This is a genomic window from Bradyrhizobium sp. USDA 4541 (genome assembly GCF_024171085.1).
Classification (GTDB): domain Bacteria; phylum Pseudomonadota; class Alphaproteobacteria; order Rhizobiales; family Xanthobacteraceae; genus Bradyrhizobium; species Bradyrhizobium australafricanum.
The window spans coordinates 7,364,221-7,383,226 of sequence record NZ_JALJZF010000001.1; the positions used below are offsets into that span (position 1 = coordinate 7,364,221).

Genomic DNA, 19,006 nt, shown 5'->3' on the forward strand with positions numbered 1-19,006 from the left:
GGCCGCGGACAAGGGCAATGTCGATCATCGGTTCCGATTGCGCCGCGGCCAATTGCAACGATCGGGTTTACGCAACCTTAGACGATTTGATCCAAATGTTGCGCGTGCACGACGCGAATGGGATGAAGCGGCCGATGTCGCAAAAGTCGGACCTCGAGGGACACAGGCTGGCCTTCGCTGATGACGCCGCGCGTCACCTCGCAGCGGATGACGCAGGTCGTGGCGCCGCGATGCCGCGCGCGACCATCAGCCCAACCTCGAATACGTCCACAGGTCAGCCGCCGGTGGCAATCGCGCATTCACGGCAGTCCGGCGCGGGCGTGCTGGTCTCCGCGCTGCGTGAGGCCGACTGGCTCACGGCTGACCGTGTCACCGCCTTCACCCGCGTATTTCTCGTCCTGTTCATCGCCTGCATCGCGATCATCCCATGGGCTGTGCCGACGATGGATGTCGGCCATGATTTCGCGGCGTTCTGGACCGCGGCGAAGCTCGCGCTCGAAGGCCGCGCCGGCGACGCCTATGGCGACGCGGGCCGCGCCGCTGTAGCCGCGGTGCTCGGTCAGAACACCTACGCACCGTTCTTCTACCCGCCGACGTCGCTGTTGTTCTGGCTGCCCTTTGCACTGGTTCCCTTTGCAACGGCGGCCGTCGTCTGGATCTTCGCGACCGGCGCCGCCTATGCAGCCGCGGTGAGAGCCATGCTCGAGCGCGGCTCCGTCGTTCCAGCGCTCGCCTTTCCCGCCGTGTGGATGTGCGCGCTATTCGGACAGAATTCGCTGTTCTCGGCGGCTCTGCTCGGCGGATCGGCCGCCACGCTGGACCGCTACCCGGTGATCGCCGGCGCGTTGCTCGGGTGCTTCAGCTACAAGCCGCAGATCGCGCTGCTTGCGCCGCTGTTGCTGATCCTGACGCGGCGCTGGCGCGCGCTGGCTGCAGCGGCCGCAACGACGCTCGTGCTTGTGCTGGCGGCCACCGCCTTCTTCGGGATCGATCCGTGGATCAAATTCGTTGCCGTTCTGCCGGAGGCAAGCGCCTGGAGCCTCGGCGGCGGACCCGGTTTCGAGAAGTTCGCCAGTCCCTATGCCGCGGTCAGGCTGGCCGGCGGATCCAGCAGCACGGCCTGGCTCGTCCAGGTGACCGCGGCCGCAATCGCGATCGCCGTCCTGATCCTGGTGCTGCGAAAACGTCCCGGCGGCGCCGCCGAGATCGCGCTGATGGTGGCGATGACCGGCCTGTGCGTACCATCGCTCGGCAACTATGAGGTCGTGATCCTGGCGATCCCGGGCGCGTGGCTGATCGCGCAGGCGCTTGCGCAGGGTTGGCTGCCCTATGAACGCATCGCCGTCGCGGCGCTTTATTTGACGCCATTCGCCATGGTGCCTGCGGGCGCCAACGGCCTGCAACTGGCACCGATCGCCGCTGCGGCAGTTGCCGTCCTTGTCGTGCGCCGCATCAGGCATCTGCCACTCCCGGATGCTCCGGCCGAAATCGCCAATCACTGATTTGCCCGACGTGGCAAGTCCCTTTGCGAAGACGCGAGGCGGACGGCGAAATCGTGCAGGCCTGACGCCCTAAGCGAAGGTATGACCCACAAACGACGACCCATATTGGGTGTCGTCCCTGCGAAAGCAGGGACCCATAACCACAAATGCTGATTGTTGAACGATGTTGGGACAACGAGTACCACTCACAACACCTGCCGCGGCGTATGGGTCCCTGCTTTCGCACGGACGACACCGAACAAGCTGTTTGACAGTTGAATCCGAAAACCAATGTGGCTCATAACCGCCGCAACGCGACGAACCGGCGTCCGCTGCTATCCAGCCGGCATCAGGATCGCCTCTCGCGCCGCGTGCCAGCTCGCCTCGTCGGGTGCGCACAGCAAGCCGCCGGTCAGATTGACCGGCCGGTAGGATGATCCGTCGAAATGCGCGCTGTAGCCGCCGGCCTCGCGATGCAACAGCCAGCCCGCGGCATGATCCCACGGCATCAGCTTGTTGTAGAACAGCAGGTGGCAATGTCCGGACGCCGCCATGCGATACTCGTGCGCGGCGCATCTGAGCCAGGCGCTGCCGCCGAGCTTGGAAAGATTGCCGGCGACAATTGTGCGTAGCGGCTCGGGCAGGAAGTTGACGCCGACGATCGCATCCATCTGCTTGACCGGCACGGCGGGAGCCACTTTCAGGTCATGCCGCCGGCCGTCCGGCATCGCGAGCCACGCGCCCTCGCCGCGCAGCGCGAATGCGGTGTCGTTGCTGACCGGATCATGGATCGCACCGAACATGATCTCGCCGCACATGGTGGCGGCCACCACGGTGCCGAACAGCGGCAGGCTCGAGGTGAAGTTCCGCGTGCCGTCGATCGGATCGATGATGAAGGCAAGCTCCGCGGTTCCGACCTGATCGAGCGCGGCCGGATCACGCGCGGTGCCCTCCTCGCCGATCACAACCGCATTCGGAAACGCCCGCAGCAGCGCCGCCGATATCGCCTGCTCGGCAACCTCATCGGCTTCGGTGACGACGTCGAATGCCGATGTCTTGGTGCGGACCTCGATCTCCCGCACGCGGCGGAACCGCGGCATGATCTCGCTGCGGCCGACTTCGGCAAGGATGGCTCCGATATCAAGCGCGTCGGCATGGGACAGTTTCACGCGGCATTCTCCTGCGTTGCGCCGGCATCCTATCGTGGAATTGCGACTGCGTGGCGGTCAGCGGCGCTGGTTGTAGACATCGATGCAGACGGCGCCCAGCAGGACGAGGCCCTTGATCACTTGCTGATAATCGATGCCGATACCGAGGATCGACATGCCGTTGTTCATCACGCCCATGATCATGGCACCGACCACCGCGCCACCGACCCGGCCGACGCCGCCATAGGCCGACGCACCGCCGATGAAGCAGGCGGCGATCACATCGAGCTCGAAGCCGAGGCCGGCCTTCGGCGTCGCGGTGTTGAGCCGGGCTGCGAACACCAGCCCGGCGAGCGCGGCCAGCACGCCCATGTTGACGAAGGTGAAGAAGGTGAGCCGTTCGGTCTTGACGCCCGACAGTTTCGCCGCCTTGGCGTTGCCGCCCACCGCGTAGATCTGCCGCCCGATCACCGTCCGCCGCGTGACAAAGCCATAGAGCGCGATCAGGACGGTCATGATGACGAGCACGTTGGGCAGGCCGCGATGCGAGGCGATCAGGTAGGTGAAGTAGAGCACCGCGCCCGCCAGCGCGATGCTCTTGACGACGAAGAACGCATAGGGCTCGACGGCGATGCCGTGCGCCTGCTCGCGCGCCCGGCTCCTGGCGGTCGCCAGCACCAGCACAAACGCCAGGACGATGCCGATCGCGAGCGACGTCGGATAGAGCGTGCCGGCGCTCGGGAACAGCTCGGGGATGAAGCCCGACGACAGCTTCTGGAAGGTCGGCGGGAACGGCCCGACCGACTGGCCCTGCAGGACCGCAAGCGCGAGGCCCTTGAACACCAGCATGCCCGCCAGCGTCACGATAAAGGACGGAATGCCGAAATAGGCCACCCAGTAGCCCTGGGCCGCGCCGATCGCGGCGCCGACCAGGAGGCAGGCGACGAAGGCGATCGGGTAGCTGACATGGTAGCGCACCATCAGCACCGCCGCGACGGCGCCGACGAAGCCCGCGACCGAGCCGACCGAAAGATCGATATGCCCGGTGACGATCACCAGCAGCATGCCGAGCGCCATGATGACGATGTAGCTGTTCTGCAGCACGAGATTGGTGAGGTTGAGCGGCTGCAACAGCGTGCCGTCGGTCACGATCTCGAAGAACAGCATGATCGCGAGCAGCGACAGCAGCATGCCGTAGTTGCGCAGATTGTTCTTGATGAAGCCGGAATGCCTGGGAGCCTCGGGAAGTGATACCGTCTTGTCGGTCATGGTGCCCCTCCTCCGGCGCGTGCCGCCCTTTCGTCGGCGCCGCGTCCGGACATTCTGTCATTGCGCATGATGGCGCGCATGATCTTCTCCTGCGTCGCATCGTGGCCTGCGAATTCGCCGACGAAGGCGCCGTCATTCATCACACAGATCCGGTCGCAGATGCCGAGCAGCTCGGGCATCTCCGAGGAGATCACCACGACGCCCCTGCCGGCCTCCGCCAGCTCGTTGATAATGGAGTAGATCTCGTATTTCGCGCCGACGTCGATCCCGCGCGTCGGCTCGTCCAGCAGCAGCACCCTCGGATCGGTCATCAGCCATTTCGACAGCACGACCTTCTGCTGGTTGCCGCCCGAGAGGTCGCCGGTCGCCTGGTAGACGTCGGAGCAGCGGATCCGCATCCGGGTGCGGTAGTCGCTCGCGGCCTTCAGCTCGGCGACATCGTCGATCACGCCGCGATCCGACACGTGGCGGAGGCTCGCCACCGTCACGTTCTTGCGGACGTCGGCGGCAAGGATCAGCCCGAGCTGCTTGCGGTCTTCGGTGACATAGGCGATGCCGGCATCGATCGCGGCCGGCACGCTGGACAGATCGGCCTCGCGTCCATCGAGGCGGACCTTGCCGGAGACGTTGGTGCCCCAGGCGCGGCCGAACAGGCTCATGGCGAACTCGGTGCGGCCGGCGCCCATCAGGCCGGCGATGCCGACCACCTCGCCGCGCCGCAGCGTGAAGTCGACGTTCTTGATCACCTGCCGCTCGGTATGCAGCGGGTGATACACCGACCAGTTCTCCACCGTCATCACGGGTTCGCCGATCTCCGCCTTCCGCTCGGGAAAACGATGCGCCAGATCGCGGTCGACCATGCTGCGGATGATGCGGTCCTCCTCGATGCGCTCGGTGCGGCAGTCGATGCTGTCGACGGTGCGGCCGTCGCGCAGCACCGTGATGCGGTCGGCGACCCGCGCAACCTCGTTCAGCTTGTGCGAGATCAGGATCGAGGCGATGCCCTGCTCGCGGAAGGCCAGGAGACGCTCGAGCAAGGCGGCGCTGTCGGCCTCGTTGAGACTGGCGGTCGGCTCGTCGAGGATCAGGAGGCGCACCCGCTTGGACAGGGCCTTGGCGATCTCCACGAGCTGCTGCTTGCCGACGCCGAGGTCGGTGATCAGCGTGTCCGGCGGCTCCCGCAAGCCGACCTGCGCCAACAGTTCGGCGGTCCGCCGATGCACCGCGTTGCGGTCGATGACGCCGAACCGCGACGGCGGATGCGACAGAAAGATGTTCTCGGCAATCGACATCAGCGGGATCAGCGCCAGCTCCTGATGGATGATGATGATCCCGAGCGCCTCGCTGTCGTTGATGTCGCGGAAGCGCCGCTCCTCGCCGTCGAACACGATCGACCCGTCGTAGCTTCCGGCCGGATAGACCCCGCTCAGCACCTTCATCAGGGTCGACTTGCCGGCGCCGTTTTCGCCGACCAGCGCATGGATCTGCCCAGCCTCGACGGTGAAGCTGACGTCGCGCAACGCCTGCACGCCGGCAAAGCTCTTGCTGACGCCGCGCATCTCAAGCATTGCCGTCATCGGATCATGTCCTGCAGCGTCAATCGCCCCCGGCCCGGCTCGCCGCCGCTTGCCCGGCGATCCGCCCTGAAGCCTATTCCGTTCCGATTAAATCGGAACGGGGCTCCAGATTCTAGTTTTGACGCGTTTTCCTCACGCGAACCGGTACCCGCTTCGCTCGAAAACGCTCTAGTCGAATTGCGAGCGCTTGTAATAGCCGCTGTCAATCAGGACTTTCTCCCAATTGGTCTTATCCACCACGACCGGCTTGAGGAGATAGGACGGAACCACCTTGACCCCGTTGTTGTAGGTCTTGGTGTCGTTGACGCTGACCTCCTTCTTGCTCAGCACAGCGTCGACCATGTCGGCGGTGACCTTGGCGAGGTCGCGGGTGTCCTTGAAGATGGTCGAATATTGCTCGCCGCGCAGCATCGCCTTGATCGAGGGGACTTCGGCATCCTGCCCGCTGATGTACGGCATCGGCTGGTCCTTGCTGCCGTAGCCGACGCTCTTCAGCGAGGAGATGATGCCGATCGACAGGCCGTCATAGGGCGACAGCACCGCGTCGACGCGCTTCTTGCCGTAGAACGCACTGAGCAGGTTGTCCATCCGCGCCTGCGCGGTCGCACCGTCCCAGCGCAGCGTCGCAACCTTGTTCATGCCCGTCTGGCCGCTGCCGACCACGAGCTTGCCGCTGTCGATATAGGGCTTCAACACCGACATCGCGCCGTCGTAGAAGAAGTACGCGTTGTTGTCGTCGGGCGAGCCGCCGAACAGCTCGATGTTGAAGGGCCCCTTGCCCTCCTTGAGCCCGAGCGCGTTCTCGATCGACTGGGCCTGCAGCACACCGACCTGGAAATTGTCGAAGGTCGCATAATAGTCGACGTTGGGGGTGCCGCGGATCAGGCGGTCATAGGCGATCACCGTGATGCCCTGGGCCTTGGCCTGCTTCAGGACATCGGACAAGGTGGTGCCGTCGATGGCTGCGATGACCAGCACCTTGGCGCCCTTGGTCACCATGTTCTCGACCTGGGAGAGCTGGTTCGGAATGTCGTCTTCGGCATATTGCAGATCGGTGCCGTAGCCGCGCTCCTTCAGCACCTTGACCATGTTGTTGCCGTCGTCGATCCAGCGTGCCGAGGACTTGGTCGGCATCGCGATGCCGATGGTCGGCTTGCTCTGGGCCATGGCGTCGCGATCCGACACCGTCGCGGCAAGGCCGGCCAGCGCAAGCGCGAACAAGGTGGTCTTCAATTTGAACATGCTTCACTCCCTTGCTTTTTTGAGTTGGGATTCCAGTTGCCGTGGACAGCATCAATCGACGGCGATCGCTCGTGGGCCGGCCTCAGATTCTACGGCGATGTCGGATCGGCGCCGGGACCGTCACGAACCGAAATTGCGGAATGTCGATCGTACCCGTCAACAGCGCCAATGCTCGCTACGCATGGTCGGTCATGTCGATCCCGCAATGCCGGGTTCAGCCGCGAGCCATGTCGTTGGACGAACGAGGCGCAGGAATGACGTGGAGGATCATGAGGCGCCGGTCTCCCGGAATCGTTGGCGAGCGCCAGCGTCCGACAGGACATCTGGCGGTGCGCTGCCGTTTTCTGCACCCTTTGGTTGATGTTGCCGCTGCAATGTGGACGCAAGCGCCGACTGGCCATTTATTTAATTATCCGAAGAAATTGATCGGAGACGCGGAGGGTCGCTGGGGGTACTGTCCGGAATCGCTGGCAAGTCCCATCGCCTCCCAGGTGGTGCAGCACCGCTTCTAGTAACCTTTGGCCGGATTGTGCCTTCACCCTGCTATGGATGCAAGCGCCATTTATTTCATCATCTGAATAAATTGCCTGAGCTGCCGGCCGGCGGCAGCGATCTTCGGGCGTCGATGTCAGAGAGATCGTCAACAACCAGCAATGCCTCGGCGAAATCGTCGTCGCTGAAATAGGTGCTGCGGGTGATGACCACGGGGATGCCGGCGCGCGCCGCGGCGGCGAGGCCGTTGCCGGAATCCTCGATTGCGACGCAATCTCCCGGCCCGAGCCCGAGCCGGGTCAGGACCTCGGTGTAGACGTCAGGCGCCGGCTTCTTGCGCGGCACGTCGTCGCCGGCAACGATCGCCTCGAACTGATCGGCCCAGTCCAGCCCGAGCGAAACCGAAAGCAGCGCATCGATATTGCCGTGCGAGGTGGTCGTTGCGATCGCCAGGCGCTGGCCGCGGCTGCGCGCGCCGGCGAGCCAGGCCCTGACACCCGGCCGCAATGGGCAGCCGCCCGAGGCAATCAGCGCGGCGTAGCGCGCGGTCTTGATCCTGTGCAGGTCGGCGATCTCGGCGAATGTCAGCATTGGGACCGCGTTGCGCTGGTCGAAGGCGCGGATGCGCTCCTTGCCTCCGGCCACCCGCAGCAGCCGCGCATAAGTGACCTGGTCCCAGAACCAATCGAGGCCGGCTTCGGCAAAGGCTTCATTGAAGGCGCGGCGGTGCACCTCCTCGGTTTCGGCGAGCGTGCCGTCGACATCGAAGATCAGGGCGCGGGCGCTCGCGATGATGTCGCGCATCCCGGCGGACCGGATCACGGCGAGCGCCTCGTTCATCGTCCCTCGCCCGGCGCACCGGCGCCTTTGACGAACACCCGGCTGGCGAGCACGTCGCCGGCCTCGATCGACATCACGTCGTCGGCGGTGAGCGTGCGGTCGAGCTTCGCCACGATCCGGTTGGCCTGGCGCAGCCGGATGCGATCGAGCGCATTGCGGATCGAGCGTGCATTGGAGAACAGCGGCTGTTCTTTGCGCACGGCGATGTAACGGATGAAGGCCTCGCGGGCTTCCGGAGAGAACCGATAATTCTGCTGCTGCAACATCAGCTCGGCGATCCAGAGCAACTCGCCGTCCGAATAGTCCGGGAAATCGATATGATGCGCGATGCGGGAGCGGAAGCCTGGATTGCTCTGGAAGAATTTCTCCATGCGGTCGCCATAGCCGGCCAGGATCACCACCAGATCCTCGCGCTGCTGCTCCATCACCTGCAGCAGGATCTCGATCGCCTCCTGCCCGTAGTCGCGCTCATTTTCCGGGCGATAGAGGTAATAGGCCTCGTCGATGAACAGCACGCCGCCCATCGCCTTCTTCAATATCTCTTTCGTCTTCGGCGCGGTGTGGCCGATATATTGGCCGACGAGGTCGTCGCGCGTGACGCTGATGACGTGGCCGCGGCGCACGAAGCCGAGCTTGTGCAGGATGCCGGCCATCCGCAGCGCGACCGTGGTCTTGCCGGTGCCGGGGTTGCCGGTGAACGACATGTGCAGGGTCGGAAACGTCGTCGCCAGCGCCATCTTCTGCCTGATGCGTTCGACCAGCAGCAGCGAGGCGATCTCGCGGATGCGGGTCTTCACCGGCTTCAGGCCGATCAATTCGGAATCGAGCTGGTCGAGCACGTCGCCGATGCCGAGGTCGGCGAATTCATGGCGAAGGTCGATGGTCTCGAGCGGGGTCTCGCGGATTTGTTCGCTGATCTGTTCTTGCGCTTGCGTCATTGTCCTCTCGCCTGGAAAAGCTCCGTCGCCGCGGCGGCGACGACGGAGAAGTGCATCCGGACCAGGACGGTCGAGGGAGCAACCCGCCTGGTTTGCAAGCCGGACGCGGTCAATGATCGGTGTAGCGTTCGCCTTCGGGGCGGCCCGCTGCATAGGAATGGGTCGCATAACGCAGATTGCGTCCGGCCGCCTCCTGGCGGTCGAGCCGGAAGCCTGGCTCCTCCTGCGGCCGGTTGACGATGAAGGAGATGCGAACCGACTCCCAGCCCGGGCTGGAATCGAAGCCGGAGATCCGGATATAGCGGTTGTCATAGACCCGCCGGCAGTCGGCGAGCTCCTTCATGATGCCCGCCGCATCGCGCAGGTCGAACATCGGCAGGCCCCACATGTCCCAATAGGTGTTGCGGGGATGCGGATCGTCGGTGAACTCGATGTTCACCGCCCAACCCTTGTCGAGGCAGTATTGCACCTGCGCGGCGATCTGCTCGTCGGTGAGATCGGGCAGGAACGAAAAGCAGCCTTGGGTAACGCGCATGAGAACCTCCTCTCAGACCGCCATGCTCGGCGTGGGAACGAAATCGGGGGCGTCGGTCGACTCGTAGTTGAAGGTGACGTCCTTCCAGACGTCGAGCGCCTCCCGCAGCGGCGTGCAGGTCTGCGCCGCCTTGGCCAGGATCTCCGGCCCCTCATGGACGTAGTCGCGCCCCTCGTTGCGGGCGAGGATCATGGCCTCCAGCGCGACGCGGTTGGCGGTGGCGCCGGCCTGGATGCCGCGGGGATGGCCGATGGTGCCGCCGCCGAACTGCAGCACGACGTCCTCGCCGAGCAGATCGAGCAGCTGGTGCATCTGGCCGGCATGAATGCCGCCAGAGGCCACCGGCATCAGCTTGTTGAGGCTCGCCCAGTTCTGGTCGAAGAACACGCCGTGCTCCAGGTGCAACGGATTGAAGTCCTCGCGGCAGATGTTGTAATAGCCGCGGGTGGTGTTCGGATCGCCCTCGAGCTTGCCGACCACCGTGCCGGCATGGATGTGATCGACGCCGGCGAGCCGCATCCATTTCGCGATCACGCGGAACGAGACACCGTGGCTGCGCTGCCGCGTGTAGGTCGAGTGGCCGGCGCGATGCAGATGCAGGATCATGTTGTTCCGACGCGCCCACTTCGCCATCGACTGGATCGCGGTGTAGCCGATCACGAGGTCGATCATGACGATGTTGGAGCCGAGCTCATGGGCGAACTCGGCGCGCTCGTACATGTCCTCCATGGTCGCCGCGGTGACGTTGAGATAGGTCCCCTTGATCTCGCCGGTCGCGGCCTGCGCGCGGTTGACCGCCTCCATGCAGTAGAGGAAGCGCTCGCGCCAGTGCATGAAGGGCTGCGAGTTGATGTTCTCGTCGTCCTTGGTGAAATCGAGCCCGCCTTTCAAGGCTTCATAAACAACGCGGCCATAGTTGCGGCCGGACAGGCCGAGCTTCGGCTTCACGGTGGCGCCGAGCAACGGACGGCCGAACTTGTCGAGCCGCTCGCGCTCCACCACGATGCCGGTCGCGGGGCCCTGGAATGTCTTCACATAGGCGGTCGGCAGCCGCATGTCCTCGAGCCGCAGCGCCTTCAGCGGCTTGAAGCCGAACACATTGCCGATGATCGAGGCGGTCAGGTTCGAGATCGAGCCCGGCTCGAACAGGTCGAGGTCGTAGGCGATATAGGCGAAGTAGCTGCCCGGCGAATTCGGCACCGGATCGACGCGGTAGCACTTCGCCCGGTATTTCTCCGCGGCCGTCAGCCGGTCGGTCCACACCACGGTCCAGGTCGCGGTCGAGGATTCGCCCGCCACCGCCGCGCAGGCTTCGGTCGGATCGACGCCATCCTGCGGCGTGACGCGGAACAAGGCGATGACGTCGGTGTCCTTGGGCTCGTAGTTCGGCTCCCAATAGCCCATTCGCTTGTATTCCATCACGCCGGACTTGTAGCGATCCTTGCCGCGCACCGTGATCGACTGCTGTATATTCATCGAAATCTCCTGTGGTTCGTCGCCATTTGCTCAGGCGGCCTGGGTCATCTTTCCAATTTGCGGATCGAGCGCGCCGGCGCGATAGCGGCGGGCCATCTCCGGCAGTGCAACCACCTTGATCCGGGCGGCATTGCCGGCCGTGCCGAATTGCTCGAAGCGGTCACGGCAGAGTTCACGAAGCGAATCCATCGCGGGCTTCAGGAATTTGCGCGGATCGAACTCGCTCTTCGATTGGACGGCGACCTTGCGGAAGGCCGCCGCCATCGCCAGGCGGCAATCGGTGTCGATATTGACCTTGCGTACCCCGTGCTTGATGCCGCGGACGATCTCCTCGACCGGGACGCCCCAGGTCTGCGGCATCTCGCCGCCGAACTGGTTGAACATGTCCTGCAGCGGCTGCGGCACCGAGGACGAGCCGTGCATCACCAGATGCGTGTTCGGCAGGCGGCTGTGGATCTCCTCGACCACGCGCATCGCCAGGATCTCGCCGTCGGGCCGCCGCGTGAACTTGTAGGCGCCGTGCGAGGTGCCCATCGCGATCGCGAGCGCATCGACCTTGGTGGCGCGGACGAAATCGACCGCCTGGTCCGGATCGGTGAGCAGCTGATCATGACTCAGCTTGCCCTCGACGCCATGGCCGTCCTCCTGCTCGCCGCCGCCATGCTCGAGCGAGCCGAGCACGCCGAGCTCGCCTTCGACCGACGCGCCGACCCAGTGCGCCATCTCGGCGACCCTGCGGGTGATATCGACATTGTAGTCGTAGTCGGCTGCGGTCTTGGCGTCGGCCTTGAGCGAGCCGTCCATCATGACGGAGGTGAAGCCGTAGCGGATCGCGGTGGCGCAGGTCGCCTCTTCATTGCCGTGATCGAGATGCAGGCAGAGCGGAATCTGCGGATGCATCTCCTCGAGCGCGTCGATCATCTTCGCCAGCATAATGTCGTTGGCATAGGAGCGCGCGCCGCGCGAGGCCTGGATGATGACAGGTGCATCGCAGGAAGCCGCCGCCTCCATGATGGCGAGGCCCTGCTCCATATTGTTGATGTTGAAGGCCGGAACGCCGTAGCCGCGTTCGGCGGCGTGGTCCAGCAACTGCCTCAGGGTTATCCGCGCCATGGTGGCGTCCTCCTTTCAATTCGCTCGTTGAATGAGCTGTTTTGCTGCAGCAGCGATTGCCGCGGGCGTGATGCCGAATTCGCGGTAGAGCACGTCGGCCGGCGCGGAAGCGCCGAAGCCGGCCATGCCGACGAATGCACCGTCGTCTCCGAGCCAGCGCGTCCAGTCGCCCTCGACCGCAGCCTCCACGCCGACGCGCGGGGCGCTGCCCAGCACCTGGGCGCGATAGTCGCTCGGCTGCTGGCGGAACAGGTCGAAGCACGGGGCCGAGACGACCGCGGCCTGTACCCCGTCTTCCGCCAGCAGCTTTGCGGCTTCGAGCGCGATCGCCACCTCCGAACCCGTTGCAATCAGGGTGACGTCACGCGCGAAGGCCGGCTCGACGAGAACGTAGGCGCCGAGCGCGACCTGGTTGTCCTTGCTGCCGTCGCGAACCGTCGGCAGCGCCTGCCGCGACAGGCAGAGGATCGACGGCGAGGTCTCTGCCTTCAGCGCGCAGTCCCACGCTTCCGCGGTCTCGACCGCATCGGCCGGACGGAACACCAGGACGTTCGGGATCGCGCGCAGCGCGGCCAGATGCTCGACCGGCTGATGGGTCGGCCCGTCCTCGCCGAGCCCGATCGAGTCATGGGTCATCACATGGATAACGCGGATCCCCATCAGCGCAGCAAGGCGGATCGCCGGCCGGCTGTAATCGGCAAAGCTGAGGAAGGTGCCGCCATAGGGAATGAACCCGCCGTGCAGGGCGATGCCGTTCATCGCCGCGGCCATGCCGTGTTCGCGAATGCCGTAGTGGATGTAGCTGCCGTCGAGCGTTTCCGGCCGCACCGAAACCTGCGACTTCGCCAGCGTCAGATTGGAGTGCGTGAGGTCGGCCGAGCCGCCCAGCAAATTGGGCAACGCCTCCGCGATCACGTCGATGACCTGCTGCGAAGCCTGTCGCGTGGCGAGCTTCGGCCGCTCGGTCGCGAACCGCTCCACCAACTTTGTCATCGCCTCGGCATAGGCGCAGGGCAATTTCCGGTTCAGCGCATCGTGGAACGGAGACCGCTCGGCCCTGTCGCCCTTGCAGGCGTTGCGCGAACGCTCGATCCAGGCCCGCCGCGCGTCGCGGCCCCGGCCGCCGAGCTCGCGCCACTCCGCCAGCACCGCATCGGGGATTTCGAATGCCGGATACGGCCAGCGCAGCGCGGCACGGGTCTTCGCCACCTCATCGGCACCGAGCGGCGCGCCATGCACCTTTTCGCTGCCCTGCCGGTTCGGCGCACCGAACCCGATCACCGTCCGGCAGGCGATCAACGACGGACGATCGCTCGATCGCGCCTGCCTGATCGCCGCGGTGATCGCCTGCGGATCGTGGCCGTCGACGCGGTTGACGTTCCAGCCGCTGGCTTTGAACCGCGCCGTCTGGTCGTCCGAGCAGGACAGCGAGGTGGCGCCGTCGATCGAGATATGATTGTCGTCGAACAGCACGATCAAGCGGTTCAGCCGCAAATGGCCGGCCAGCGAGATCGCCTCATGGCTGATGCCTTCCATCAGGCAGCCATCGCCGGCGATCACATAGGTGTAGTGGTCGACGAGGTCGTCGCCGAAGCGCGCGTTCATCAGCCGCTCGGCAAGCGCCATGCCGACCGCGGTCGCAACCCCCTGCCCGAGCGGCCCGGTCGTGGTCTCGACACCCGGGGTGTGGCCGTACTCGGGATGGCCCGGGGTCTTCGATCCCCACTGCCGGAACGCCTTGAGCTGGTCGAGCGTCATGCTCTCGTAGCCTGTGAGGTAAAGCAGCGCGTAGAGCAGCATCGAGCCGTGACCGGCCGACAGCACGAAGCGGTCGCGGTCGGGCCACGCCGGATCGGCCGGGTCGAACTTCAGGAAGTCCGTGAACAGCACGGTCGCGACATCGGCCATGCCCATCGGCATGCCGGGGTGGCCGGATTTCGCCTGCTCGACCGCGTCGACGGCGAGGAAGCGGATGGCGTTCGCCATCTCGTCGTGGCTGATTTCGGGGCGGCTGGCTACGGACGCAAGTGCGGTCATATCGTTCGCCTCTTTCGTTCGATCAGTTGCAGGATCAGCGGGGTCAGGATGAGCTGCATCGCGAGGTCGAGCTTGGCGCCGTGCACCACGATCGAATTGGCGCGCGACATGAAGCTGTTCGGGATCATCGAGAGCAGATAGGGGAAGTCGATGCCGCGCGGGTTCTTCAAGCGGATCACGACCATCGATTCATCCGGCGTCGGGATCCAGCGCGCGATGAAAGGGTTCGACGTATCGACGGTCGGCACGCGCTGGAAGTTGATGTCGGTCTCGGTGAATTGCGGACAGATGTAGTTCACGTAGTCCGGCATGCGGCGCAGGATGGTGTCGGTCACCGCCTCGGTGGAGTAGCCGCGATGGCTGCGGTCGCGATGCAGCTTCTGGATCCATTCGAGGTTGATGACCGGCACGACGCCGATCTTGAGGTCGGCATGCTGCGCGACATTCACCTTGTCGGTGACCACGGCGCCGTGCAGGCCCTCGTAGAACAGGAGGTCGGAATTCTCCGGCAGCGCCTCCCAGGCGGTGAAGGTGCCGGGCTTGGCGCCGTAGAGCCGCGCCTCATCCTCGTCGTGCACATAGTGCCGGGTGGTTCCGGTGCCGGTCTCGGCATAGTCGCTGAACAGCTTCTCCAGCTCCTCGAACAAATTGGTCTCGGGGCTGAAATGGCTGAAGTGCTTGTTGCCGTGCTCGGCCCTCTCCGCCATCAGGCTGCGCATCTCGGCGCGGTCGTAGCGGTGGAAGGCGTCGCCCTCGATATAGGCGGCGACCACGTTCTCGCGGCGGAAGATGTTCTCGAACGTCTTCTTCACCGAGGTGGTGCCGGCCCCGGAGGAGCCGGTGATCGAGATGATGGGATGCCGACGTGACATGCGGTCCTCCTCAGCGGAACAGGCCGCGCCGCGCGAACAGCGGGGCATCGCTGCTTTCGAACAACGGCTCGACGGTCAGGTGGATCGCATCGACGTCGCGCACGGCGCTCGCCGATCCCATGATCAGGGGCACACGCTGATGCGGCGTGCGTGCCGACAGTTCGAGAATGCGCGACCGGCCGTTCGACGCCGCACCGCCCGCCCATTCCATGATCAGTGCGATGGGATGCGCCTCGTACAGCAGACGCAACCGGCCTTCGCGGTAGCCCTGGCGCGCATCCGCCGGATACAGGAACACGCCGCCGCGCATCAGGATGCGGTAGGCTTCAGCGACCAGCGAGCCGATCCAGCGCATGTTGAAGTCCTGCCCGCGCTCGCCGTTCACTCCGGCGAGGCAATCGTCGATGTAGCTGCGCACCGGGCCGCTCCAGTGCCGCCGGTTCGAGGCATTGATGGCGAATTCCGACGCATCCTGCGGCACGCGCAGGTCGCGCGCGGTCAGGACGAACTCGCCACTTCGCGGGTCCAGCGTGAAGCAGTCGACGCACTGGTCGAGCGCCAGCACCAGCACGGTCTGCGGACCATAGATGAAGCAGCCGGCGGCACATTGCGCCGTGCCGGGCTCGAAGAAGGTCGAGATGACGTCGTTTCCTTTCGGCCGGATCGAGAAGATCGTGCCGATCGAGATGTTGTTTTCGAGATTGGCGGATCCATCGAGCGGATCGATCGCGACACAGAGCGGCGCGTCGGGATCGAGCGTCTCGGGCAGTTCGACCTCCTCCGACAGCACTGCGGCGACCGGCGCGGTGCGCAGCGTGTTCCGCATCAGGTCGTCGGCGACGATGTCGATGGTCTTCTGGCGGTCGCCGTCGGGATTGACGCCGCCGCTCTCGCCGCCGACTCCGGCGAGCGGCCCGGCGGCAATGATGCGCGAGAGCTCGATCGCCGCACGCGCAAGGGCTTCGATCACCACAACGGTCGCGGCGCGCAACGGGTTGTGCTGCGCGGGCCACTCCAGATGGGCATGCAATGCTGGACGAATCTCCACCGGCCTCTCCCTATGATCGCGCCCTCTGTCCCGAGGCTTCGAGAGGCGACCTCAGGGGAGTCGCCTTCGCCCTATCAACGCGCCAATTGCCCAATTAGGGAAATTTTATTATCTTTGGTCCGAGCAAAGTATTTCTTATGGAGCTTGTCATGGCCGGCAACTTCTCGCGGGATCTCACCATCCGCCAGCTGCGCGCACTGTCGACCCTGCACGAGGCAGGCTCGATCACGTCCGCCGCCAACCGGTTGAACCTGACGCAGCCCGCGGTGACGTTGCAGCTCCGCAACCTGCAAGCGCTCGCAGGGTTGCCGCTGATCCAACGTACCGGCGACGGCATGGCGCTGACGGATGCCGGCGCGCATGTGCTGACGCTGGTCGAGCGGATCGAAGCGGCGCTGAAGGATTGCGAGCAGTCGCTCGACATGATCGCCGGCCGCAGCGGCGGCCGCGTCGCGATGGGCGCGGTCTCCACCGCGAAATACTTCGTGCCGTTCGCGATCGCGGCGTTCTCGCGCCGCTTTCCCAAGATCGAGGTCACGCTCAGGATCGGCAACCGCGAGGAGATTCGCGACGCGCTGCGCGGCTATGATCTCGACATCGCGGTGATGGGCCGGCCGCCGGCCGACGTCGAGGTCGAGATGAAGCCGCTCGGCCGGCATCCGCACTTCATCGTCGCCGCGCCCGATCATCGGCTGGCGCGGCGGCGGCACGTCGCCCCATCGGAGCTCGCCAACGAAACCTTCATCACTCGCGAGCAAGGATCGGGGACGCGGATGCTGATGCAGCAATATTTCGAGCGGGTCGGGCTGGAGCCGAAACTCGGCATGGCGATGGACAGCAACGAGACCATCAAGCAGGCTGTGATGGCCGGGCTCGGCATCGCCTTCATCTCCCAGCACACGGTGTTCCATGAGCTGGAGGACGGCCGGCTGGTGGTGCTCAAGGTGAAGGGCCTGCCGATCGTCCGGCAGTGGCACGCGATCAGGCGCGCCGACAAGATCCTGCTGCCGCCCGCGCAGGCCATGCTGGATTTCCTCGGCAAGGAGGGCTGGCGCTATCTGCCGAATTCAAACTAGCGCCCGGGCGACGTCGCAACGCCCGATCGAGCCAGAAAATCGAGGTGGCGCCGTATGTTAGGCATTGAAGTTCCGCGAAACGCATGTCACATCTTGACTGCGGTCACCCGGCGGACCGCACCCTGCGAGGGAGGTTGAACTGCAGAACCAGTCCCCGCCGACGCCCGACTTCAAGGCGTTATTCGAGGCGGCGCCCGGCCTTTATCTGGTGCTGACGCAGCCCGACTTCCGCATCGTGGCAGTGAGCGACGCTTATCTGCGCGCCACCAAGACCGAGCGCGCCGCGATCCTCGGGCGCGGGCTGTTTGAGGTGTTTCCCGACAATCCGGACGATCCGACCGCCGACGGCGTGCGGAACCTGCGCGCCTCGCTCGAGCGCGTGGTTCAGTTCCGCCGCCCCGACACCATGACGGTGCAGAAATACGATATCCGCAAGCCCGAGTCGGAGGGCGGCGGCTTCGAGGAACGCTACTGGAGCCCGCGCAATACGCCGGTGCTGGGGCCGAACGGGCAGTTCACCTACATCATCCATCGGGTCGAAGACGTCACCAGCTTCATCCAGCTGAAGCAGCGCGGTGCCGAGCAGGACCAGCTGACCGACCGGTTGCGCGAGCGCACCGAGCAGATGGAAGCGGAAATCTTCATGCGCGCCCGCGAAGTCGAGGCCGCCCGCGAACAGCTCGAAGCCGAGCAAAAGCTCCGCCAGGTGCAGAAAATGGAGGCCGTCGGGCACCTCTCCGGCGGCATCGCCCACGACTTCAACAATATCCTGACCGTCATCACGGGCCTGATCGACATCCTCGCGGAAGCCGTTGAACATGATCCCGCGCTGTCGTCTGTCGCCAAGATGATCACCGATGCGGCGTTTCGCGGTGCAGAAGTGACCAAGCACCTGCTGGCCTTCTCGCGGCTGCAGCCGCTGCAACCGCGTGAAGCGAATCTCAACACGCTGGTGCAGGACACCGCGCGGCTGCTGCGCCCCTCGCTTGGCGAGCAGATCGAGATCGATACCGCGCTCGAGCCCGATGCCTGGTCGGCCTTCATCGATCCGAACCACATGGCGACCGCGCTGCTCAATCTCGCGGTCAATGCCCGCGATGCGATGCCCGATGGCGGCAAGCTGATGCTGGAGACCAGCAACGTCATCCTCGACGAGGTTTATGCCGTCGCCAACCCCGACGTGCGGGCGGGTGAATATGTGATGGTCGCGGTCAGCGACACCGGCGGGGGCATCCCGGCGGGGATCCGCGACAAGGTGTTCGAGCCGTTCTTCACCACCAAGGACACCGGCAAGGGCACCGGCCTCGGGCTCAGCATGGTGTACGGCTTCATCAAGCAGTCCAACGGACACCTCAAGATCTATTCCGAAGAGGGCCACGGCACCTCGATCAAGCTCTATCTGCCGCGCAGCAGCGGCGACATGATCGACGTCGAGCCGCCTCCTCCGGTCGACACCCGCGGCGGCAATGAATCCATCCTGGTCGTCGAGGACGATCCGCTGGTGCGCAATTACGTCAGCGCCCAGCTCGAGCAGCTCGGCTATCACACCATGGTCACCGCCAACGGCCCGGAAGCACTGGCTGCGGTCGACAACGGGTTCGTCTGCGACGTGCTGTTCACCGACGTCATCATGTCCGGCGGCATGAACGGCCGGCAGGTCGCCGACGCCGTGATCGCCAAACTGCCCTCGGTGCGCGTGCTCTTCACCTCCGGCTACACCGAGGACGCGATCATCCACCACGGCCGTCTCGACCCGGATGTGACGCTGCTGCCGAAGCCCTATCGCAAGTCCGATCTCGCGCGGATGATCCGGCAGGTGCTGGCCCAGCCGCCGGCGGCGGCAATGGGCAAGTGAGGCGGGG

At 65.1% G+C, this 19,006-nt stretch carries 15 protein-coding genes; 3 read left to right on the plus strand and 12 right to left on the minus strand.

The window, feature by feature from the left end:
• Positions 1 to 134: 134 nt before the first annotated feature.
• The gene (locus J2R80_RS35585; RefSeq protein WP_159109443.1) at positions 135 to 1,502 is read left to right on the plus strand and encodes a glycosyltransferase family 87 protein; all 1,368 of its coding nucleotides are present in this window, start codon (positions 135 to 137) and stop codon (positions 1,500 to 1,502) included.
• Positions 1,503 to 1,816: 314 nt separating this feature from the next.
• On the opposite strand, the gene J2R80_RS35590 is transcribed toward J2R80_RS35585, so the two are convergent.
• The 12 genes from J2R80_RS35590 to J2R80_RS35645 form a co-directional block, all read right to left on the minus strand.
• Positions 1,817 to 2,650, minus strand: a complete 834-nt coding sequence (locus J2R80_RS35590) for an inositol monophosphatase (RefSeq protein WP_246786617.1) — start codon at positions 2,648 to 2,650, stop codon at positions 1,817 to 1,819.
• Between the two features lie 57 nt (positions 2,651 to 2,707).
• Complete coding sequence (mmsB, locus tag J2R80_RS35595; protein ID WP_141339879.1) at positions 2,708 to 3,898, minus strand: multiple monosaccharide ABC transporter permease; 1,191 nt, start codon at positions 3,896 to 3,898, stop codon at positions 2,708 to 2,710.
• Entirely contained in the window at positions 3,895 to 5,475 is a 1,581-nt protein-coding gene (gene mmsA, locus J2R80_RS35600) for a multiple monosaccharide ABC transporter ATP-binding protein (protein WP_141339878.1), read from the minus strand. Before mmsA ends, mmsB begins: the two co-directional genes overlap by 4 nt.
• A 168-nt stretch (positions 5,476 to 5,643) precedes the next feature.
• A complete protein-coding gene (gene chvE / locus J2R80_RS35605) occupies positions 5,644 to 6,717 on the minus strand; it encodes a multiple monosaccharide ABC transporter substrate-binding protein (protein WP_057015877.1) in 1,074 nt (357 codons plus the stop codon).
• 570 nt (positions 6,718 to 7,287) lie between these two features.
• On the minus strand, positions 7,288 to 8,049 hold the full coding sequence (locus tag J2R80_RS35610; protein WP_253640236.1) for an HAD family hydrolase: 762 nt from the start codon (positions 8,047 to 8,049) through the stop codon (positions 7,288 to 7,290).
• Positions 8,046 to 8,987, minus strand: coding sequence for a CbbX protein (cbbX, locus tag J2R80_RS35615; protein ID WP_057015875.1), 942 nt, complete (start codon positions 8,985 to 8,987; stop codon positions 8,046 to 8,048). The genes J2R80_RS35610 and cbbX overlap by 4 nt, the downstream gene beginning before the upstream one ends.
• 109 nt (positions 8,988 to 9,096) lie before the next feature.
• The gene (locus J2R80_RS35620) at positions 9,097 to 9,522 is read right to left on the minus strand and encodes a ribulose bisphosphate carboxylase small subunit (RefSeq protein WP_253640237.1); all 426 of its coding nucleotides are present in this window, start codon (positions 9,520 to 9,522) and stop codon (positions 9,097 to 9,099) included.
• A gap of 12 nt (positions 9,523 to 9,534) precedes the next feature.
• Positions 9,535 to 10,998, minus strand: coding sequence for a form I ribulose bisphosphate carboxylase large subunit (locus tag J2R80_RS35625; protein WP_253640238.1), 1,464 nt, complete (start codon positions 10,996 to 10,998; stop codon positions 9,535 to 9,537).
• 30 nt (positions 10,999 to 11,028) lie between these two features.
• Entirely contained in the window at positions 11,029 to 12,111 is a 1,083-nt protein-coding gene (gene fba, locus J2R80_RS35630) for a class II fructose-bisphosphate aldolase (protein ID WP_253640239.1), read from the minus strand.
• 15 nt (positions 12,112 to 12,126) lie between these two features.
• Positions 12,127 to 14,148, minus strand: coding sequence for a transketolase (gene tkt / locus J2R80_RS35635; protein WP_253640240.1), 2,022 nt, complete (start codon positions 14,146 to 14,148; stop codon positions 12,127 to 12,129).
• Complete coding sequence (locus J2R80_RS35640; RefSeq protein ID WP_229192041.1) at positions 14,145 to 15,020, minus strand: phosphoribulokinase; 876 nt, start codon at positions 15,018 to 15,020, stop codon at positions 14,145 to 14,147. Before J2R80_RS35640 ends, tkt begins: the two co-directional genes overlap by 4 nt.
• A 10-nt stretch (positions 15,021 to 15,030) precedes the next feature.
• The gene (locus J2R80_RS35645) at positions 15,031 to 16,062 is read right to left on the minus strand and encodes a class 1 fructose-bisphosphatase (RefSeq protein ID WP_375162670.1); all 1,032 of its coding nucleotides are present in this window, start codon (positions 16,060 to 16,062) and stop codon (positions 15,031 to 15,033) included.
• 155 nt (positions 16,063 to 16,217) lie between these two features.
• On the opposite strand from J2R80_RS35645, the gene J2R80_RS35650 reads away from it, so the two are divergent.
• Positions 16,218 to 17,144 carry a LysR family transcriptional regulator gene (locus tag J2R80_RS35650; RefSeq protein WP_028331483.1) on the plus strand — a complete coding sequence of 309 codons (927 nt, stop codon included), beginning with the start codon at positions 16,218 to 16,220 and terminating at the stop codon, positions 17,142 to 17,144.
• A 139-nt stretch (positions 17,145 to 17,283) separates the two neighbouring features.
• Positions 17,284 to 18,999, plus strand: coding sequence for an ATP-binding protein (locus tag J2R80_RS35655; RefSeq protein ID WP_256521540.1), 1,716 nt, complete (start codon positions 17,284 to 17,286; stop codon positions 18,997 to 18,999).
• The last annotated feature ends 7 nt before the right edge of the window (positions 19,000 to 19,006 follow it).

Excerpts from the sequence above, each read along its gene's own strand:
- J2R80_RS35585 (WP_159109443.1), top strand. The coding sequence starts at position 135 with ATGTCGCAAAAGTCGGACCTCGAGGGACACAGGCTGGCCTTCGCTGAT.
- mmsB (WP_141339879.1), bottom strand. The coding sequence starts at position 3,898 with ATGACCGACAAGACGGTATCACTTCCCGAGGCTCCCAGGCATTCCGGC.
- mmsA (WP_141339878.1), bottom strand. The coding sequence starts at position 5,475 with ATGACGGCAATGCTTGAGATGCGCGGCGTCAGCAAGAGCTTTGCCGGC.
- chvE (WP_057015877.1), bottom strand. The coding sequence starts at position 6,717 with ATGTTCAAATTGAAGACCACCTTGTTCGCGCTTGCGCTGGCCGGCCTT.
- J2R80_RS35610 (WP_253640236.1), bottom strand. The coding sequence starts at position 8,049 with ATGAACGAGGCGCTCGCCGTGATCCGGTCCGCCGGGATGCGCGACATC.
- cbbX (WP_057015875.1), bottom strand. The coding sequence starts at position 8,987 with ATGACGCAAGCGCAAGAACAGATCAGCGAACAAATCCGCGAGACCCCG.
- J2R80_RS35620 (WP_253640237.1), bottom strand. The coding sequence starts at position 9,522 with ATGCGCGTTACCCAAGGCTGCTTTTCGTTCCTGCCCGATCTCACCGAC.
- J2R80_RS35625 (WP_253640238.1), bottom strand. The coding sequence starts at position 10,998 with ATGAATATACAGCAGTCGATCACGGTGCGCGGCAAGGATCGCTACAAG.
- fba (WP_253640239.1), bottom strand. The coding sequence starts at position 12,111 with ATGGCGCGGATAACCCTGAGGCAGTTGCTGGACCACGCCGCCGAACGC.
- tkt (WP_253640240.1), bottom strand. The coding sequence starts at position 14,148 with ATGACCGCACTTGCGTCCGTAGCCAGCCGCCCCGAAATCAGCCACGAC.
- J2R80_RS35640 (WP_229192041.1), bottom strand. The coding sequence starts at position 15,020 with ATGTCACGTCGGCATCCCATCATCTCGATCACCGGCTCCTCCGGGGCC.
- J2R80_RS35650 (WP_028331483.1), top strand. The coding sequence starts at position 16,218 with ATGGCCGGCAACTTCTCGCGGGATCTCACCATCCGCCAGCTGCGCGCA.